The organism is Streptomyces sp. NPDC058632 (assembly GCF_042717095.1).
Lineage (GTDB): Bacteria > Actinomycetota > Actinomycetes > Streptomycetales > Streptomycetaceae > Streptomyces.
Genome location: NZ_JBHXQZ010000041.1, coordinates 29,882 through 44,792 on the forward strand (window position 1 = coordinate 29,882; position 14,911 = coordinate 44,792).

Annotated in this window: 14 protein-coding genes and 1 riboswitch; of the genes, 8 read left to right on the forward strand and 6 right to left on the reverse strand. The window is 71.5% G+C overall.

Translation table 11 applies throughout. From position 1 onward, the window contains the following. Window positions 1-95: 95 nt before the first annotated feature. Both ACFWVE_RS17695 and ACFWVE_RS17700 read right to left on the reverse strand, forming a co-directional pair. Window positions 96-1,520 carry a trehalose-6-phosphate synthase gene (locus ACFWVE_RS17695; RefSeq protein WP_384014631.1) on the reverse strand — a complete coding sequence of 475 codons (1,425 nt, stop codon included), beginning with the start codon at window positions 1,518-1,520 and terminating at the stop codon, window positions 96-98. A 137-nt stretch (window positions 1,521-1,657) separates the two neighbouring features. After that, entirely contained in the window at window positions 1,658-2,602 is a 945-nt protein-coding gene (locus ACFWVE_RS17700; protein WP_384014718.1) for a glucosyl-3-phosphoglycerate synthase, read from the reverse strand. A 259-nt stretch (window positions 2,603-2,861) separates the two neighbouring features. After that, window positions 2,862-3,067, forward strand: a riboswitch (SAM riboswitch). Window positions 3,068-3,085: 18 nt separating this feature from the next. Between ACFWVE_RS17700 and thrC the strand changes: the two genes are divergently transcribed. The 6 genes from thrC (at window position 3,086) to ACFWVE_RS17730 (ending at window position 10,492) form a co-directional block, all read left to right on the forward strand. Next, window positions 3,086-4,408, forward strand: a complete 1,323-nt coding sequence (thrC, locus tag ACFWVE_RS17705; RefSeq protein ID WP_384014634.1) for a threonine synthase — start codon at window positions 3,086-3,088, stop codon at window positions 4,406-4,408. After that, window positions 4,405-4,680 (forward strand): MoaD/ThiS family protein, encoded by a 276-nt coding sequence (locus ACFWVE_RS17710; RefSeq protein ID WP_384014637.1) that lies wholly within the window; start codon window positions 4,405-4,407, stop codon window positions 4,678-4,680. Before thrC ends, ACFWVE_RS17710 begins: the two co-directional genes overlap by 4 nt. A gap of 451 nt (window positions 4,681-5,131) precedes the next feature. Then, window positions 5,132-5,335 carry a cold-shock protein gene (locus ACFWVE_RS17715; protein ID WP_010035953.1) on the forward strand — a complete coding sequence of 68 codons (204 nt, stop codon included), beginning with the start codon at window positions 5,132-5,134 and terminating at the stop codon, window positions 5,333-5,335. Between the two features lie 457 nt (window positions 5,336-5,792). Further along, on the forward strand, window positions 5,793-7,415 hold the full coding sequence (groL, locus tag ACFWVE_RS17720; protein ID WP_384014640.1) for a chaperonin GroEL: 1,623 nt from the start codon (window positions 5,793-5,795) through the stop codon (window positions 7,413-7,415). A gap of 260 nt (window positions 7,416-7,675) precedes the next feature. Next, on the forward strand, window positions 7,676-8,806 hold the full coding sequence (locus ACFWVE_RS17725) for an NADH:flavin oxidoreductase (RefSeq protein ID WP_384014643.1): 1,131 nt from the start codon (window positions 7,676-7,678) through the stop codon (window positions 8,804-8,806). A 195-nt stretch (window positions 8,807-9,001) separates the two neighbouring features. Beyond that, a complete protein-coding gene (locus tag ACFWVE_RS17730) occupies window positions 9,002-10,492 on the forward strand; it encodes an MFS transporter (protein WP_384014646.1) in 1,491 nt (496 codons plus the stop codon). A 17-nt stretch (window positions 10,493-10,509) separates the two neighbouring features. On the opposite strand, the gene ACFWVE_RS17735 is transcribed toward ACFWVE_RS17730, so the two are convergent. From ACFWVE_RS17735 to ACFWVE_RS17745, 3 genes are all read right to left on the reverse strand, one after another. Further along, the gene (locus ACFWVE_RS17735) at window positions 10,510-11,079 is read right to left on the reverse strand and encodes a hypothetical protein (protein WP_384014648.1); all 570 of its coding nucleotides are present in this window, start codon (window positions 11,077-11,079) and stop codon (window positions 10,510-10,512) included. 42 nt (window positions 11,080-11,121) lie between these two features. Further along, window positions 11,122-12,063, reverse strand: a complete 942-nt coding sequence (murQ, locus tag ACFWVE_RS17740; protein WP_384014651.1) for an N-acetylmuramic acid 6-phosphate etherase — start codon at window positions 12,061-12,063, stop codon at window positions 11,122-11,124. A gap of 100 nt (window positions 12,064-12,163) precedes the next feature. After that, on the reverse strand, window positions 12,164-13,078 hold the full coding sequence (locus ACFWVE_RS17745) for a MurR/RpiR family transcriptional regulator (protein ID WP_384014654.1): 915 nt from the start codon (window positions 13,076-13,078) through the stop codon (window positions 12,164-12,166). A 55-nt stretch (window positions 13,079-13,133) separates the two neighbouring features. Between ACFWVE_RS17745 and ACFWVE_RS17750 the strand changes: the two genes are divergently transcribed. Next, entirely contained in the window at window positions 13,134-13,547 is a 414-nt protein-coding gene (locus ACFWVE_RS17750; protein ID WP_384014660.1) for a hypothetical protein, read from the forward strand. Next, window positions 13,544-13,837: a DUF4031 domain-containing protein gene (locus tag ACFWVE_RS17755; protein ID WP_384014663.1), complete on the forward strand. Its 294-nt coding sequence runs from the start codon at window positions 13,544-13,546 to the stop codon at window positions 13,835-13,837. Before ACFWVE_RS17750 ends, ACFWVE_RS17755 begins: the two co-directional genes overlap by 4 nt. On the opposite strand, the gene ACFWVE_RS17760 is transcribed toward ACFWVE_RS17755, so the two are convergent. Next, entirely contained in the window at window positions 13,819-14,880 is a 1,062-nt protein-coding gene (locus ACFWVE_RS17760) for a GNAT family N-acetyltransferase (protein ID WP_384014721.1), read from the reverse strand. The two genes, ACFWVE_RS17755 and ACFWVE_RS17760, sit on opposite strands and share 19 nt — an antisense overlap. Window positions 14,881-14,911: the final 31 nt, after the last annotated feature.

Sequence of the window (14,911 nt, forward strand, 5' to 3'; positions counted from 1 at the left end):
GAGAGAGACGCCGGGGACGCCGAGAGACGCCGGGGGAGCGGCCGGCACGCCCTCCCCGGCTCCGCGAGCAGGGCCACCACTCGCGGCGGCGGGCTTCAGCTTCCGTCCCGCAGGGCGTTCAGCTGCTCCAGGAACCACTGCTCCGGCGGCAGCGCGGTCGCCGCCTCGGCCAGGCGCTTGGCGCGCTCGGCCCGCTCCTGAGGGCGCATCGTGAGCCCCTCGTGCAGGGCCCGCGCCGTGTCGACCACGTCGTACGGGTTGACGGTGATCGCGTCCTCGCCCAGCTCCTCGTACGCGCCCGCCTCCCGGGACAGCACCAGCGCGCAGCCCCCTTCGGACAGGATCGGGATCTCCTTGGCGACCAGGTTCATCCCGTCCCGGATGGGGTTGACCAGCGCCACGTCGGCCAGCCGGTACGCGGCCAGGGAGCGCGCGAAGTCGTCCCTGACGTGCAGGACGACCGGCCGCCAGCCCGGTGTCCCGTACCGCTCGTTGATCTCCCCGGCGACCCGCTGCACCTCGGCCGTGTAGTCGCGGTACACGGCGAGATCCTGCCGGGAGGGGTAGGCGAAGGCGACGTGCACGACCCGTTCGCGCCACTCGGGGCGGTCGTCGAGGAGCTGCCGGTACGCGAGCAGGCCGCGCACGATGTTCTTCGACAGCTCGGTCCGGTCGACCCGGACGATCGTCCGGCGCGCGGTCCCGTCGGGAGCCGTGCCGATCTCCTCGCGGAGCGCGACGATCCGCTCCTCGACGTCCGCCTCGTGCGCCCGGCCGCGCAGGAAGTCCGCGTCGGCGCCCAGCCCGTGCACCCCGACCGCGGTCTGTCCGAGCCCGCCCGCGAACCGCTCGCAGCACGCGGTGAACGCGTCCGCCCAGCGCCGGGTCAGGAAACCGAGCCGGTCCGCGCCCAGCATCCCGCGCAGCACCTGCCCGGCGATGTCGTCGGGCAGTATCCGGAAGTAGTCCGGCGGCGCCCACGGCGTGTGCGAGAAGTGGCCGATGCGCAGGTCGGGGCGGAGCTCCCGCAGCAGCCCCGGGACCAGCGTCAGGTGGTAGTCCTGCACCACCACCGCGGCCCCCCGCGCCGCCTCCTCGGCCAGCGCCTCGGCGAACGCCCGGTTGTAGGCCTCGTACGACGCCCACTGCCGGCGGAACTCCGCGTCGAAGACGGGCTCCAGCGGTGTCTGGTACAGCATGTGGTGCACGAACCACAGCACCGAGTTCGCGATGCCGTTGTACGCGTCGGCGTGCACGTCCGCGGGGATGTCCAGCATTCGCACGCCGTCCTCGCCGACCCCGCGCCGTACGGCCTCGCGGTCGCCGTCGGACAGCGCCGAGCACACCCACAGCGCGCCCGCGTCCGCCCCGATGGCCGACAGCCCGGACACCAGCCCGCCGCCGCCCCGCCTGGCGCGCAGCGCGCCGTCCTCATCCACCGTGTACGAAACGGGGCCGCGGTTCGACGCGACCAGCACCCGAGCGTTCCGAGTGTTCTGACCAGCCTGCATGGAAGCCATACGCCTCAACCTAGCCCGCCTCCGAAATGCTCAAACGTACGGATCGGCCGTACACGGACCAGTGGACCGGCCGTATACGACCGGATGCCCCCGGAAGACCAGGTCAAGGGCTGCGGCGGGGCCGCGGGCCGTCGTGGTCAGGCCACCCGGCGGGCCTGGTACTCGGCTATTTCCGTCATCGGAGGGCGCTCTTCCGTGTCCACCGGGTGGGTGCGGGGCTCGAAGCCGGTGCCGGTGCGTTCGAACTGGGTGAGAGCGGGGCGCAGGAGGTGGCTGCGGGCCAGCCGGAGGTGGGCGGTGCGGTAGATCGCGGCGGCCATGCGGCCGAGGGCCTGGCCGTCCTGGTGACGGTGCTTGCGCACGCCGACGTCGACCTGCGCGAGGGCGTCCAGGCCCACCAGGTGCAGGGCGTCGACCAGCATGCCCAGCTCGACGCCGTAGCCGACGGGGAAGGGCAGCCGTTCCAGGAGCGAGCGGCGGGCCGCGTACTCACCGCCCAGCGGCTGCACGAAGCCGGCCAGCCGCGGCCAGTGCAGGTTGAGCAGCGGGCGCGCCATCAGCTCCGTGACCCGGCCGCCCTGGCCGGCGGCGTCGCCCAGGGGCCGGTCGTACATGGCCTTCACCAGCTGCACGTCCGGCTCCGTGAGCAGGGGGCCGACGATGCCGGTGACGAAGTCGGCGGAGAACTCCCTGAGGTCCGCGTCGACGAAGCAGACGATGTCCCCCCGGGTGACCAGCAGGGAGCGCCACAGCACCTCGCCCTTGCCGGGCACGGCGGGGATGCGGGGCAGGATCGTGTCCCGGTGCACCACGGTCGCGCCCGCCGCCGCGGCCACCTGGGACGTGCGGTCGGTCGAGCCGGAGTCCACGACCACGATCTCGTCGACCAGCGGGACCCGCAGCATCAGGTCGTGCCGGATCGTCGTGACGATCTCCCCGACCGTCGCCTCCTCGTCGAGCGCGGGCAGCACCACGCTCACCGTCTGTCCCGTGGCGCGCTTCGCGGCCAGGAGGCGGTGCACCGGGCGGTCGGTCACGGACCAGGAGCGGTGGGCCAGCCAGCGCTCGACTTCTTCCAGCACGGTCAGCGGCTCCTCAGTTCTGTGGTCCATGGATCCTCTGGCCCATACTCCTGCGGTGCTCCTGCGGTCCGTACTCCGGTGGTCCGTACTCCGGTGATCCATGTCCCTGTGATCCGTCTCGCGGTTCGGACGCGCTCTCTCCACCGTCTTGGCCTTCGGTTACAGTCTTGGACAACGCGGATGGCCACGCACATCGGGGGTCGCGACCCTCTCCGGTCCTCGTCCGCGCCGCACGACCGCACGACACACAACCGAATACAGCTCATCCAGAGGGGCAGAGGGAAACGGCCCGATGAAGCCCCGGCAACCCTCCAGCCGGTTCTCGTAGATCACCGTCGATCGACGATCCAGCAGCGCACCGCGCAGTGGATCGCGCACGTGTCGCCGATCGTTCTCGCGAGGCTCCCGGCTAGGGAAGGTGCCAAATCCGTCTCACGGCGAGATGCGCCGTGAGGAAGATGAGGAGAAAGGGCCTCGCCTCACATGGCTGTGCAGACTGTCACCAGCACCACCGAATCCGCCGGATCCGCCGAGCCCTCCGGTTCTGCCGCGTCCTCCGTCGATCTCGGCCCCGCCGCCGCGCTGTCCTGCCGCGAGTGCGGCCACCGCGTACCGCTCGGCCCCGTCTTCGCCTGCGAGGAGTGTTTCGGCCCGCTGGAGATCGCCTACGACTTCTCGGCCTACGACACCGAGGAACTGCGCCGGCGCATCGAAGCGGGTCCCGCGAACATCTGGCGCTACGCGCCCCTGCTGCCCGTCCCCGCCGACGTGGCGACCAAGCCGAACATCAACCCGGGCTGGACCAAACTCGTCCAGGCCGACAACCTCGCCCGCGAGCTCGGCGTCACCGGCGGCCTGTACGTCAAGGACGACTCCGGCAACCCGACGCACTCCTTCAAGGACCGGGTCGTCGCCCAGGCCCTGGAGGCCGCCCGCGCCTTCGGCTTCACCACCCTCTCCTGCTCCTCCACGGGCAACCTCGCCGGTGCCGTCGGCGCCGCCGCCGCCCGTGCCGGACTGCGCTCCTGCGTGTTCATCCCGCACGACCTGGAGCAGGGCAAGGTCGTCATGGCCGCCGTCTACGGCGGTGAGCTCGTCGGCATCGAGGGCAACTACGACGACGTGAACCGCTTCTGCTCCGAGCTGATCGGCGACCCGGCCGGCGAGGGCTGGGGCTTCGTCAACGTCAACCTGCGGCCGTACTACGCCGAGGGCTCCAAGACCCTCGCGTACGAGATCTGCGAGCAGCTCGGCTGGCGGCTGCCCGACCAGCTCGTCGTCCCGATCGCCTCCGGCTCGCAGCTGACGAAGATCGACAAGGGACTGCGGGAGCTGATCGAGCTCGGCCTCGTCGAGGACAGGCCGTACAAGATCTTCGGCGCCCAGGCCGAGGGCTGCTCGCCGGTGTCGACCGCGTACAAGGCGGGCCACGACGTCGTCCGGCCGCAGAAGCCGAAGACCATCGCCAAGTCGCTCGCCATCGGCAACCCCGCCGACGGCCCGTACGTCCTGGACATCGCGCGCCGCACCGGCGGCGCGGTGGAGGACGTGACCGACGAGCAGGTCGTGGAGGCCATCAGGCTGCTCGCCCGGACCGAGGGCATCTTCGCGGAGACCGCGGGCGGCGTGACCGTCGGCGTCACGAAGAAGCTGATCGAGAACGGCGACCTGGACCCGTCCCTGACCACCGTCGTCCTCAACACCGGCGACGGTCTCAAGACGCTGGACGCGGTGGCCGACACCGGTCTGACCGCGACCATCCGCCCGAACCTGGACTCCTTCCGAGAGGCTGGCCTCAGCTCATGAGCGTGACCGTTCGCATCCCCACCATCCTGCGCACCTACACCGGCGGCAAGGCCGAGGTCGGCGCCGAAGGGGCCACCCTCGGCGACGTCATCGCCGACCTGGAGAAGAACCACGCCGGGATCGCCGCCCGCGTCCTCGACGACCAGGGCAAGCTGCGCCGCTTCGTCAACGTCTACGTCAACGACGACGACGTCCGCTTCGAGCAGGGCCTTCAGACCGCGACGCCGGACGGCGCGGGTGTGTCGATCATCCCGGCCGTCGCCGGCGGCTGACAGCGGCTGACGACGGCTGGTCATTACCATCGGTAACGGTTATGACCGGTCATTCATCGGATTGCCCCCTCCGCGAGAGAAGCGGAGGGGGCAATTCCGTAGGATTGAACACGGTAGAGTTGGGGAACGCGGTCCCGACTCCCGTATCGGGAACCATTAATTCCTGCCGCTCGCCCGACTGGATATAGCCGAAGTCCGGGCCTGTTCTGCGGCATTCGCTCCCTTTGTCCGGTCTGACTTGCCCTGAAAGCGGACGAATTACCGTCGCATTCCGGACCGGCAGCGCCGAGATTTCTCGTCCGACTGACCTGTTGCAGAGGGCAGTTGGGCAGATACATTCAGCCGCGGTCGACGCGTTCCGGCGCACGCCCCCAACCATTTGGGGAGTGAGGTCTGACCCGGATCCGCGAAGTGCGGATCTGTGCAAGGGCCAGTAATAGGGGAGTTAGGCATGGCTCAGGGCACCGTCAAGTGGTTCAACGCGGAGAAGGGGTACGGCTTCATCGCGGTCGACGGTGGTGCGGATGTTTTCGTCCACTACAGCGCGATCCAGATGGACGGCTACCGCACCCTTGAAGAGGGTCAGCGGGTCGAGTTCGAGATCTCGCAGGGCCAGAAGGGCCCGCAGGCCGACATGGTTCGCGTCAGCGCCTGAACGCGCTACCGGCAACCGCAAGAATTTTTCCTGCCGACGAAGGGCTCGTGTCTCCGGGATCACCCGGGGTGCGAGCCCTTCGCCTTGCCCGCGCAGCCCCTCCTGTCGCCCCTCCGGTCGCCCCTCCTGTCGCCCCGCGTGCCGCCCCTCCTGCCCGTTGTCCGTCCGCTCTCCGTCCGCTCTCCGTCCGTCCGCCGCCCGCCCGCCGTCCGCCTTGTCCGGGTGTTCGCGGGTGGCCGAGTCTCCCGCCGATCCTCGAAGGCGCTTGCACTCGCATGGGTCGAGTGCTAATCATTGCGTTAGCACTCTGAAGGTGAGAGTGACAACGTAAGGACCGGGTCGGTGAGGCCCGCGGGCCGGTGGGGCAAGGAACCACCGGGCCTGTGAGCCGTCCGTCGCGGGCGCGGGCGCGGTCCTAAAGGAGTCATCACCCCCAGTCCTGGAGGGACCACTTCACATGGCCAAGATCATCGCGTTCGACGAGGAGGCGCGGCGCGGCCTCGAGCGCGGCATGAACCAGCTCGCGGACGCCGTCAAGGTGACGCTCGGCCCCAAGGGCCGCAACGTCGTCCTCGAGAAGAAGTGGGGCGCCCCCACGATCACCAACGATGGTGTGTCCATCGCCAAGGAGATCGAGCTCGAGGACCCGTACGAGAAGATCGGCGCCGAGCTGGTCAAGGAAGTCGCCAAGAAGACGGACGACGTCGCCGGTGACGGTACGACCACCGCGACCGTTCTCGCCCAGGCCCTGGTCAAGGAGGGCCTGCGCAACGTAGCCGCCGGCGCCAACCCCATGGCCCTCAAGCGCGGTATCGAGAAGGCCGTCGAGGCCGTCTCCGGTGCCCTGCTGGAGCAGGCGAAGGACGTCGAGACCAAGGAGCAGATCGCCTCCACGGCCTCCATCTCCGCCGCCGACACCCAGATCGGCGAGCTCATCGCCGAGGCGATGGACAAGGTCGGCAAGGAAGGCGTCATCACGGTCGAGGAGTCCCAGACCTTCGGTCTGGAGCTGGAGCTCACCGAGGGCATGCGCTTCGACAAGGGCTACATCTCGGCGTACTTCGCCACCGACATGGAGCGTATGGAGGCGTCGCTCGACGACCCGTACATCCTGATCGCCAACTCCAAGATCGGCAACGTCAAGGACCTGCTGCCGCTCCTGGAGAAGGTCATGCAGTCGGGCAAGCCGCTGCTGATCATCGCCGAGGACGTCGAGGGCGAGGCCCTGTCGACCCTGGTCGTCAACAAGATCCGTGGCACCTTCAAGTCCGTCGCCGTCAAGGCCCCGGGCTTCGGTGACCGCCGCAAGGCCATGCTCGGCGACATCGCCATCCTCACCGGTGGCGAGGTCATCTCCGAGGAGGTCGGCCTCAAGCTGGAGAACGCCACGGTCGACCTTCTGGGCAGGGCCCGCAAGGTCGTCATCACCAAGGACGAGACCACCATCGTCGACGGTGCCGGCTCGGCCGACCAGGTCCAGGGCCGCGTGAACCAGATCCGCGCCGAGATCGAGAACAGCGACTCGGACTACGACCGCGAGAAGCTGCAGGAGCGCCTGGCGAAGCTCGCCGGCGGTGTCGCGGTCATCAAGGCCGGTGCCGCCACCGAGGTCGAGCTCAAGGAGCGCAAGCACCGCATCGAGGACGCCGTTCGCAACGCGAAGGCGGCCGTCGAGGAGGGCATCGTCGCCGGTGGTGGCGTGGCCCTGCTCCAGGCCTCCTCGGTGTTCGAGAAGCTGGAGCTCGAGGGTGACGAGGCGACCGGCGCCCAGGCCGTGAAGCTCGCGCTCGAGGCCCCGCTGAAGCAGATCGCCGTCAACGCCGGCCTCGAGGGCGGTGTCGTGGTGGAGAAGGTGCGCAACCTGACCCCGGGCCACGGTCTGAACGCCGCGACCGGCGAGTACGTCGACCTGGTCAAGGAAGGCATCATCGACCCGGCCAAGGTGACGCGTTCCGCGCTGCAGAACGCCGCGTCGATCGCCGCGCTGTTCCTGACCACCGAGGCCGTCATCGCCGACAAGCCGGAGAAGGCCGGCGCGGCCGCTCCGGGCGGCATGCCGGGCGGTGACATGGACTTCTGAGCCTGACTCGCCTCAGGTTCGGACCCGGTCCGTCAGTACCGAGGGCGGCACCCCCTGTCAAGAACAGGGGGTGCCGCCCTCGGGCGTTTCCGGAGCGGGGCTCGGGGCGTGAGCCTCCGGGGGGGCGGGTGGGTGTGGTGGGAGTCACAAGGGGGCGGGCCGGAGGGGTGGAATGGCCTGTGGCCCTTGCCGGTTGCCGCTGGAGTGCGATGAATGCGCACGCACATACTGACTGGTATATCCAACAGGGAGCCCCCCACATGACCGTCACCGCATCCACGACCGCCGCCCGGGCCTCGGGCATCCTGTCCCGGCCGGTCTCGATCAACGGCCTGACCGTGCCGAACCGCATCGCGATGGCGCCGATGACCCGGATGTTCTCGCCGGGCGGCGTCCCCGGCGAGGACGTGGTGTCGTACTACTCCCGGCGGGCCGCCGCCGGTGTCGGACTGATCGTCACCGAGGGGACGTACGTGGGGCACGAGTCGGCCGGCCAGAGCGACCGGGTGCCGCGGTTCCACGGGGAGGAGCAGCTGGCCGGCTGGGCGAAGGCCGCCGACGCGGTGCACGCGGCGGGCGGCACGATCGTGCCGCAGCTGTGGCACATCGGGATGGTCCGCGAGCAGGGGCAGGCGCCGTATCCGGAGGCGCCGGCGGTCGGCCCGTCCGGTGTGCGCACCGACGGCACCGAGGGCACGGGCAAGGCCATGACGCAGGCCGACATCGACGCGGTGGTCGAGGCGTTCGCGCAGGCCGCCGCGGACGCCGAGCGCATCGGCTTCGACGGCGTGGAGCTGCACGGCGCCCACGGCTACCTCATCGACCAGTTCCTGTGGGCCGGCACCAACCGCCGCACCGACACCTACGGCGGCGACCCGGTGGCGCGGGCGAAGTTCGCCGCGGAGATCGTCGCGGCGGTCCGTGAGCGGGTCTCGCCCGGGTTCCCCGTCCTCTTCCGTTACTCGCAGTGGAAGCAGGACGCCTACGACTCCCGGCTCGCCGAGACCCCCGGAGAGCTGGAGGCGATCCTCGCCCCGCTCGCGGAGGCCGGCGTCGACGCCTTCCACGCCTCCACCCGCCGGTACTGGATCCCGGAGTTCGAGGGTTCGGACCTGAACCTGGCCGGCTGGACGAAGAAGCTGACCGGCAGGCCCGCCATCACCGTCGGTTCGGTCGGCCTGAACGGGGACTTCCAGGACGCCTTCCGGGGGAAGGGCGCCGAGCTGGGCAGCCTCGACAACCTGCTCGACCGGCTGGAGCGCGACGAGTTCGACCTCGTCGCCGTGGGGCGCGCGGTGCTCCAGGACCCGGACTGGGCGGCGAAGGTCCTCGGTGGACGCTTCGACGAACTCGAGCCGTACGACGCGGCGTCGCTGAAGACGCTGAGCTGACCCTGCCGATCGGCCGGCGCCACCCGTGGGGCCCCGCAGGGCGGGGGTGGCGCCGGCGCCTCGTCGTCGGGGCGGGTGTGGGGCCGGCGCCGGTCCTCGGTCCCGCGTTCACCCGATTTTAACTTGCTTAAGTCAATCAATCTCCATAAGGTTGCCCGAGTCAAGTAGATCTGAGCCACCACGGAGAACTCCCCCATGTCCGACGCACTCGCCCGGCCCGCCACGGCCGGGGACTCCGCGCCGCCCCGTCCCAACGCCGTGGTGGCCGTGCTGGCCTTCAGCGGCATCGTCGTCTCGCTGATGCAGACCCTGGTCATCCCGATCGTGGGGCAGCTGCCACAGTTCCTGAACGCCCCGGCGTCGGACACCGCCTGGGCCATCACCGCGACCCTGCTCGCCGCCGCCGTCGCGACGCCGGTCATGGGACGCCTCGGCGACATGTACGGCAAGCGGCGCATGCTTCTGCTCAGCCTGAGCATGCTGGTCGTCGGTTCCGTGGTCGCCGGGCTCAGCGACAGCCTGACCCCGATGATCGTCGGCCGCGCCCTGCAGGGCCTCGCGTCCGGTGTGATCCCGCTCGGCATCAGCATCCTGCGCGACGAGCTCCCCGCCGAGCGGCTGGGCTCCGCCACCGCGATGATCAGTGCCTCGCTCGGTGTCGGCGGTGCCCTCGGCCTGCCCGCCGCCGCGCTCATCGCCGACAACTTCGACTGGCACGCGCTGTTCTGGACCTCCGCCGTCCTCGGCGTCGTCGCGCTCGCCCTGGTGCCGGCCCTCGTACCGGAGTCGAAGGTCCGCACCGGCGGCCGGTTCGACCTGCCCGGCGCGATCGGGATGGCCGCCGGCCTGATGTGCCTGCTGCTCGCGATCTCCAAGGGTGCCGACTGGGGCTGGGGGAGCGGTACCACGCTCGGCCTGTTCGCGGCGGCCGTCGTCATCCTGGCCGCCTGGGGCTTCTTCGAACTGCGCGTCACCGAGCCGCTGGTGGACCTGCGGGTCTCGGCCCGCCCCCAGGTGCTGGTGACCAACGCCGCCTCGGTGGCGATCGGCTTCGCGATGTTCTCCATGTCCCTGGTCATCCCGCAGCTGCTCCAGCTGCCGGAGCGGACCGGCTACGGCCTGGGCGAGTCGCTGCTGACGGCCGGCCTGGTCATGGCCCCGTCAGGCCTGGTGATGATGGCGCTGGCCCCGGTGTCCGCGCTGGTCTCCCGCGCCAAGGGGCCGAAGGTGACGCTGATGACCGGCGCCCTGATCGTCGCCGCGGGCTACGGACTGAACGTCGTCCTCATGGCCGAGGTCTGGCACTTCGTGCTCGCGTCCTGCGTCATCGGCGCCGGTATCGGCTTCTGCTACGGGGCGATGCCCGCCCTCATCATGGGCGCCGTGCCCGCCTCCGAGACGGGTTCCGCGAACAGCCTCAACACCCTGATGCGGTCCCTGGGCACGTCCGTCGCCAGCGCCGTCGCCGGTGTCGTACTCGCCCAGATGACCACGCGGCTCGGCACGTTCGCGGTGCCGTCGGAGAGCGCCTTCCGTACGGTGCTGGCGCTCGGCTCCGGTGCCGCGTTCGCCGGGTTCGTCGTGGCGGCCTTCATCCCGCACCGGCAGCCGGCGGGTCCGGCCGTGGCGAGCGCGGAGGGCCCGGGCGCGGGCGAGCCGGCCGCGGTTTCGACCACCAAGGCGTAGTCACCGGCGGTACGGGACTACAGGTTCCCCATCGGCTCGATGTCGGCGCGGACCGGGGTGCCCCACACGCGCAGTACCTCGTAGTCGGTGAACTCGTGCACGAGCCGGTACGCCATGGCCGCCCGGGGCCCGCGCCACTCGGCCGCGATGAACAGTTCGGCCTCGCGGCGGTCCCGGCGCGGGGTGCCGCACAACTGCCACGCCCGACCGTTCCACAGCTCCGGCAGCCAGCGCTGCTGGGGCTGGGGACGGTCGCCGTGCATTCCGTACCGGGACGGGGCGGGCCCGGCGGGCGCGTGCTGGGGCGCCGGCCCGTTGAACCCGGCGCGGCGGGCCGTACGGCGCCGGGTCTCGCACAGCAGGCACAGGTCGGGGGCGCTCTTGTCGACCGGGCCGGTGGGGTGCTCGGGGCAGCGCGTGCTGGGCGCGGCCGTGCTGACGCTCTCCTCCAGCTGGTCCAGCGCACGCTTCAGGTCGGCCCGGACCTCGTGCAGCTTGGCGTCCGGCGTGTCACCGGTCAGCGCCTCGCCGTGCTCACCGAGGACACGCAGGGCGCGGCCCAGGGCGGTGAGCTGCGCGTGGTTCATGTGGTTCGTCTCCCTGTGGGGGTGGGTCCAGTATCCCAGCCGTCACGGCCGGCCTGCCGCCGCCGCCAGCGCCGCGCGCAGGTGGCCGTCCGCCTCGTCGAGGAGGCGGACGGCCGTCGGGCCGTCCACGTCGGCCAGCAGGACCAGGACGGCGTTCTTCACCTCGCCGTCCGTGGCGGCCAGCGCACGCTCGATGTCGGCGTCCGCCGCCCCCGTCGCGAGGGCGACGATACGGCGGGAGCGGGCGCGCAGCTTCTCGTTGGAGGCGCGTACGTCGACCATCAGGTTCCCGTACGTCTTGCCCAGCCGGATCATCGTGATCGTCGAGATCATGTTGAGGACGAGCTTCTGGGCGGTGCCGGCCTTGAGGCGGGTGGAGCCGGCCAGCAGCTCCGGGCCGACGACGACCTCGATGCCGTGCTCGGCCGCCGCGGCGAGCGGGCTGCCCGCGTTGCAGGCGAGACCCACCGTCAGGGCGCCCCGCGCGCGGGCGTGCGTGACGGCGCCGACGGCGTACGGGGTGCGCCCGGAGGCGGAGACGCCGACCACCGTGTCGCCGGCGGTCAACGCCAGCGCGTCCAGGTCGGCCGCGGCCAGCTCCGCGGAGTCCTCGGCGCCCTCGATCGACGTGACCAGGGCACCGGGGCCGCCCGCGATCAGGCCGACGACCTGGCCGGGGTCGGTGTTGAAGGTCGGCGGGCACTCGGAGGCGTCCAGGACGCCCAGCCGGCCGGCGGTGCCCGCGCCCGCGTAGACCAGCCGGCCGCCCCGGGCCATCCGGTCGGCCACGGCGTCGATCGCGGCGGCGATCCGGGGCAGCTGCTCGGCCACGGCGGCGGCGACGGTGGCGTCCTCGCCGTTCATCAGCCGGGCGATGCCGAGGGTGGGCAGCCGGTCGACGTCCGCCAGCTCCGGACGGAACGCCTCGGTGGTCAGGGTCTCCAACTCGGCGCGGAGATCGCGGTGGTGGGAGGTGGAAGTCATGGCGGGTCTTTCCAGTCAGGGGGGTGGGGGCCTACCTCAGGGGGCGCGGGGAACTGCGCGATCAGCCACAGACCACCGGCAGATCTCCACGACGATCCGGCTACGGCGCCTTGCGAGCTGCCCGATGCCGATGCGCCAACGCCTCGTACGAAGCGGCCAGCGAAGGTGCCGCCGACTCGTAGGTGCGCTGGGCGATGCCCACGAACAGGCAGTCCACCACGAGGAGCTGACTGGTCCGGGAGGACATCGCGGCCGGGCGCAGTTCGCTCTCGCGGGCCGTGGACGTGGTCAGTACGTGGTCGGCGTACTGGCTGACGGGCCCGTCCGGGCGGCCGGTGACCGCGATGGTCGTCGCCCCGCGCTCGAAGGCGACCCGGAGCGGTTCGATGACGTCGCCGGTGGACCCGGAGTGCGTGATGGCGACGGCCACGTCACCGGCGCGCAGCTGCACCGCGTTGGTGACGGCGAGGTGCGGGTCGCTGGGGGCGTGTGCTATCAGCCCTATGCGCAGCAGTTTCTGGGTGAGGTCCTGGGCGACCAGGCCGGAGGCGCCGATGCCGTACACGTCCGTCCGGCGGGCGCCGGCCAGGGCGGCGACAGCCGCGCCGAGCTGGACGGTGTCCAGTCCGGCGGCCGTGTCGGCGAGGGTCTGCTGCTCGTCGTAGGCGAGCTTGGCGACGACGTCGGCGAGGGGATCGTCCACCGCGATGTCGGTGGTGATGGCGGGGGCGCGGCCCGACTCCTGCTGGGCGGCGAGCCCGGCGAGGGCGAGGCGCAGGTCGCGGTAGCCGGGGTAGCCGAGCAGGCGGGCGGTGCGCACGACGGTGGCCTCGCTGGTGCCGGTGAGTTCGGCGAGGCCGGTGACCGTGAGGGCCGCGCAGCCGGCCGGGTCACCCGCGACGGCTTCGGCGACCCGCTGCATGGAGCGGGTCATCGACGGCGCCAGTGTCCGCACCTTGGCCGCGAGGGCGGCGGGAGCGGGCGGAGCGAAAATTTCCTTCACGTCCTGGGTCACCGTTGAAAGATATTTTCGTTTCGGTGGTGCGGTCAAGAGTGCGCACAATAGGGGCATGCACCCCCACGGCGACCCTCGCGACCCCGACGACACCCCCGCCGCCCCCGTCAGCCCTCTGGAGCAGGCACTGCACGCGGCACGCGCCCTCGTGCTCGCCGACCTGGTCGCGCACGAGGTCGCCGAGGCGGAGATCGTCTCCCTCGTCGAGGAGTCCGTGGCGCAGCGCCGCTGGTGGGTCGAACAGTGGCCCCGGGGCGCCGGGTTCGTGGCCGGCCTGATCGCCCAGGACGTACAGGACGCCCTGCTGGACCGGTACGGCCGCTGGCCGCTGTGCCCGGTGTGCGGCTCCGGAGACCCGCACGCGCTGGAGGTCGAACCGGAGCTGGGCCCCGACCCGCACTGGGTGTGCCATCAGGCGGGCGTGAAGGTCGCGGCGGTGGGCTCGCTGAGCGGGGCGGCTCCGGCGTGACGGTGTACATCGACCCGCCCACCTGGCCGGGACACGGCCTGCTCTGGTCCCACCTGGTCAGCGACGTCTCCTACGACGAGCTGCACGCCTTCGCCGCCGCCCTCGGCGTCCCCCGCCGCGCCTTCGAACGCGACCACTACGACATCCCCCGGCACCGGTACGCGGACGTCGTGCGCGCGGGAGCGGTGGAGGTCGGCAGCCGCGAGGTGGTACGGCTGCTGTACGGGGCGGGGCTGAGGGTGCGCAAGAGCGAGGTGCGCGGGGGCGCGCTTCAGCGGCGCAGTTCGTAGACGTACTCGCCCTCGGGCTCGGCGGCCCGGGTGAATCCGGCGCGGGTGACGACGTTCTGCGAGGGCGTGTTGTCGCGCTCGATGACGGCGGTGACGGTCCGGACCCCGTCCTGCGCCAGCGCCCACGCCGACAGGGCGCGCAGCGCCTCGGTGGCGTAGCCGTGGCCGCGGGCGCCCTCGACGAGGTCGTAGCCGATCTCCACACGTCCGTCCTCGTCCGGAGCACTGTGGAACCCCATCGCGCCCACGGCGAGGTCGTCCTCCCGCCGGACCAGCACGTACGCGGTCCACTCCGGCCGGAACTCCCCCACCTCGTACTGCTCGACCATCATCCCGGCACCCACCCGGGTGCCGTCGGCGGGACCGGAGCCGGCCCACGCGAAGCCGCCGTCGCCGCCCATGCCGAGATCGGCGGCGGTGGCGGGCGTGATGCCTTCCAGGTCGAGCCGCTCGGAGCGGAGTACCGGATTGTTGTTCCAGTGCCACTGGCCGACGGGCCGGCGCCCCGGCAGTTCGCCGCGTCCGGTCGCCCACAGCAGGGTCTGCCAGGGGGTGGGCCCCGGCCGGACCTGCGGAAAGATCCGGGTGAGGACGAACGAGGCGAGTTCGGCGGGCGGTTCGTACCGTACGCCCAGGCCCTCGGTGATGTCGTGGGTGTGCAGCAGCGCCTCGGCCACGCCCATCGCGGCGAAGCCCTCACGGTTCGCGTGCCGGAAGGGGTACGGGTGGAAGGCGCGGACGGCGCGCGGTGTGGTGCGGATCGTGGCGGCGAGGAGGGCGCCGGTGGTGCTGATGACGTGGACGGCACCCGCGTTGTCGGCGGCGTCCAGTCCGTCGTCGCTGCCCTCGAGGGTGATCTCGAAAGGCACGTACCCGTCCTGTGCCCGTCCGGCGAGCTGTCCCGCGTAGGCGATGAGGTCGCTCGCGATGTGCGCCGCAGTCTCCCGGCAGTCCCACTCCAGCCGCCCGGCCCGCACGCCTTCCCAGTCCCGGTCGGTGACCGCGCCCAGCGCCGCCACGCAGTCCGCGACGGCCTCCTCCACCCGTTCCGCCGGCTGTTCCGCTCCCAAGCCA

What these genes read in the sequence shown, in the direction of transcription:
- thrC (WP_384014634.1), top strand. Translation starts at nt 3,086, where the DNA reads ATGGCTGTGCAGACTGTCACCAGCACCACCGAATCCGCCGGATCCGCC.
- groL (WP_384014640.1), top strand. Translation starts at nt 5,793, where the DNA reads ATGGCCAAGATCATCGCGTTCGACGAGGAGGCGCGGCGCGGCCTCGAG.
- ACFWVE_RS17730 (WP_384014646.1), top strand. Translation starts at nt 9,002, where the DNA reads ATGTCCGACGCACTCGCCCGGCCCGCCACGGCCGGGGACTCCGCGCCG.
- ACFWVE_RS17715 (WP_010035953.1), top strand. Translation starts at nt 5,132, where the DNA reads ATGGCTCAGGGCACCGTCAAGTGGTTCAACGCGGAGAAGGGGTACGGC.
- ACFWVE_RS17750 (WP_384014660.1), top strand. Translation starts at nt 13,134, where the DNA reads ATGCACCCCCACGGCGACCCTCGCGACCCCGACGACACCCCCGCCGCC.
- ACFWVE_RS17695 (WP_384014631.1), bottom strand. Translation starts at nt 1,520, where the DNA reads ATGGCTTCCATGCAGGCTGGTCAGAACACTCGGAACGCTCGGGTGCTG.
- ACFWVE_RS17710 (WP_384014637.1), top strand. Translation starts at nt 4,405, where the DNA reads ATGAGCGTGACCGTTCGCATCCCCACCATCCTGCGCACCTACACCGGC.
- ACFWVE_RS17725 (WP_384014643.1), top strand. Translation starts at nt 7,676, where the DNA reads ATGACCGTCACCGCATCCACGACCGCCGCCCGGGCCTCGGGCATCCTG.
- ACFWVE_RS17735 (WP_384014648.1), bottom strand. Translation starts at nt 11,079, where the DNA reads ATGAACCACGCGCAGCTCACCGCCCTGGGCCGCGCCCTGCGTGTCCTC.
- murQ (WP_384014651.1), bottom strand. Translation starts at nt 12,063, where the DNA reads ATGACTTCCACCTCCCACCACCGCGATCTCCGCGCCGAGTTGGAGACC.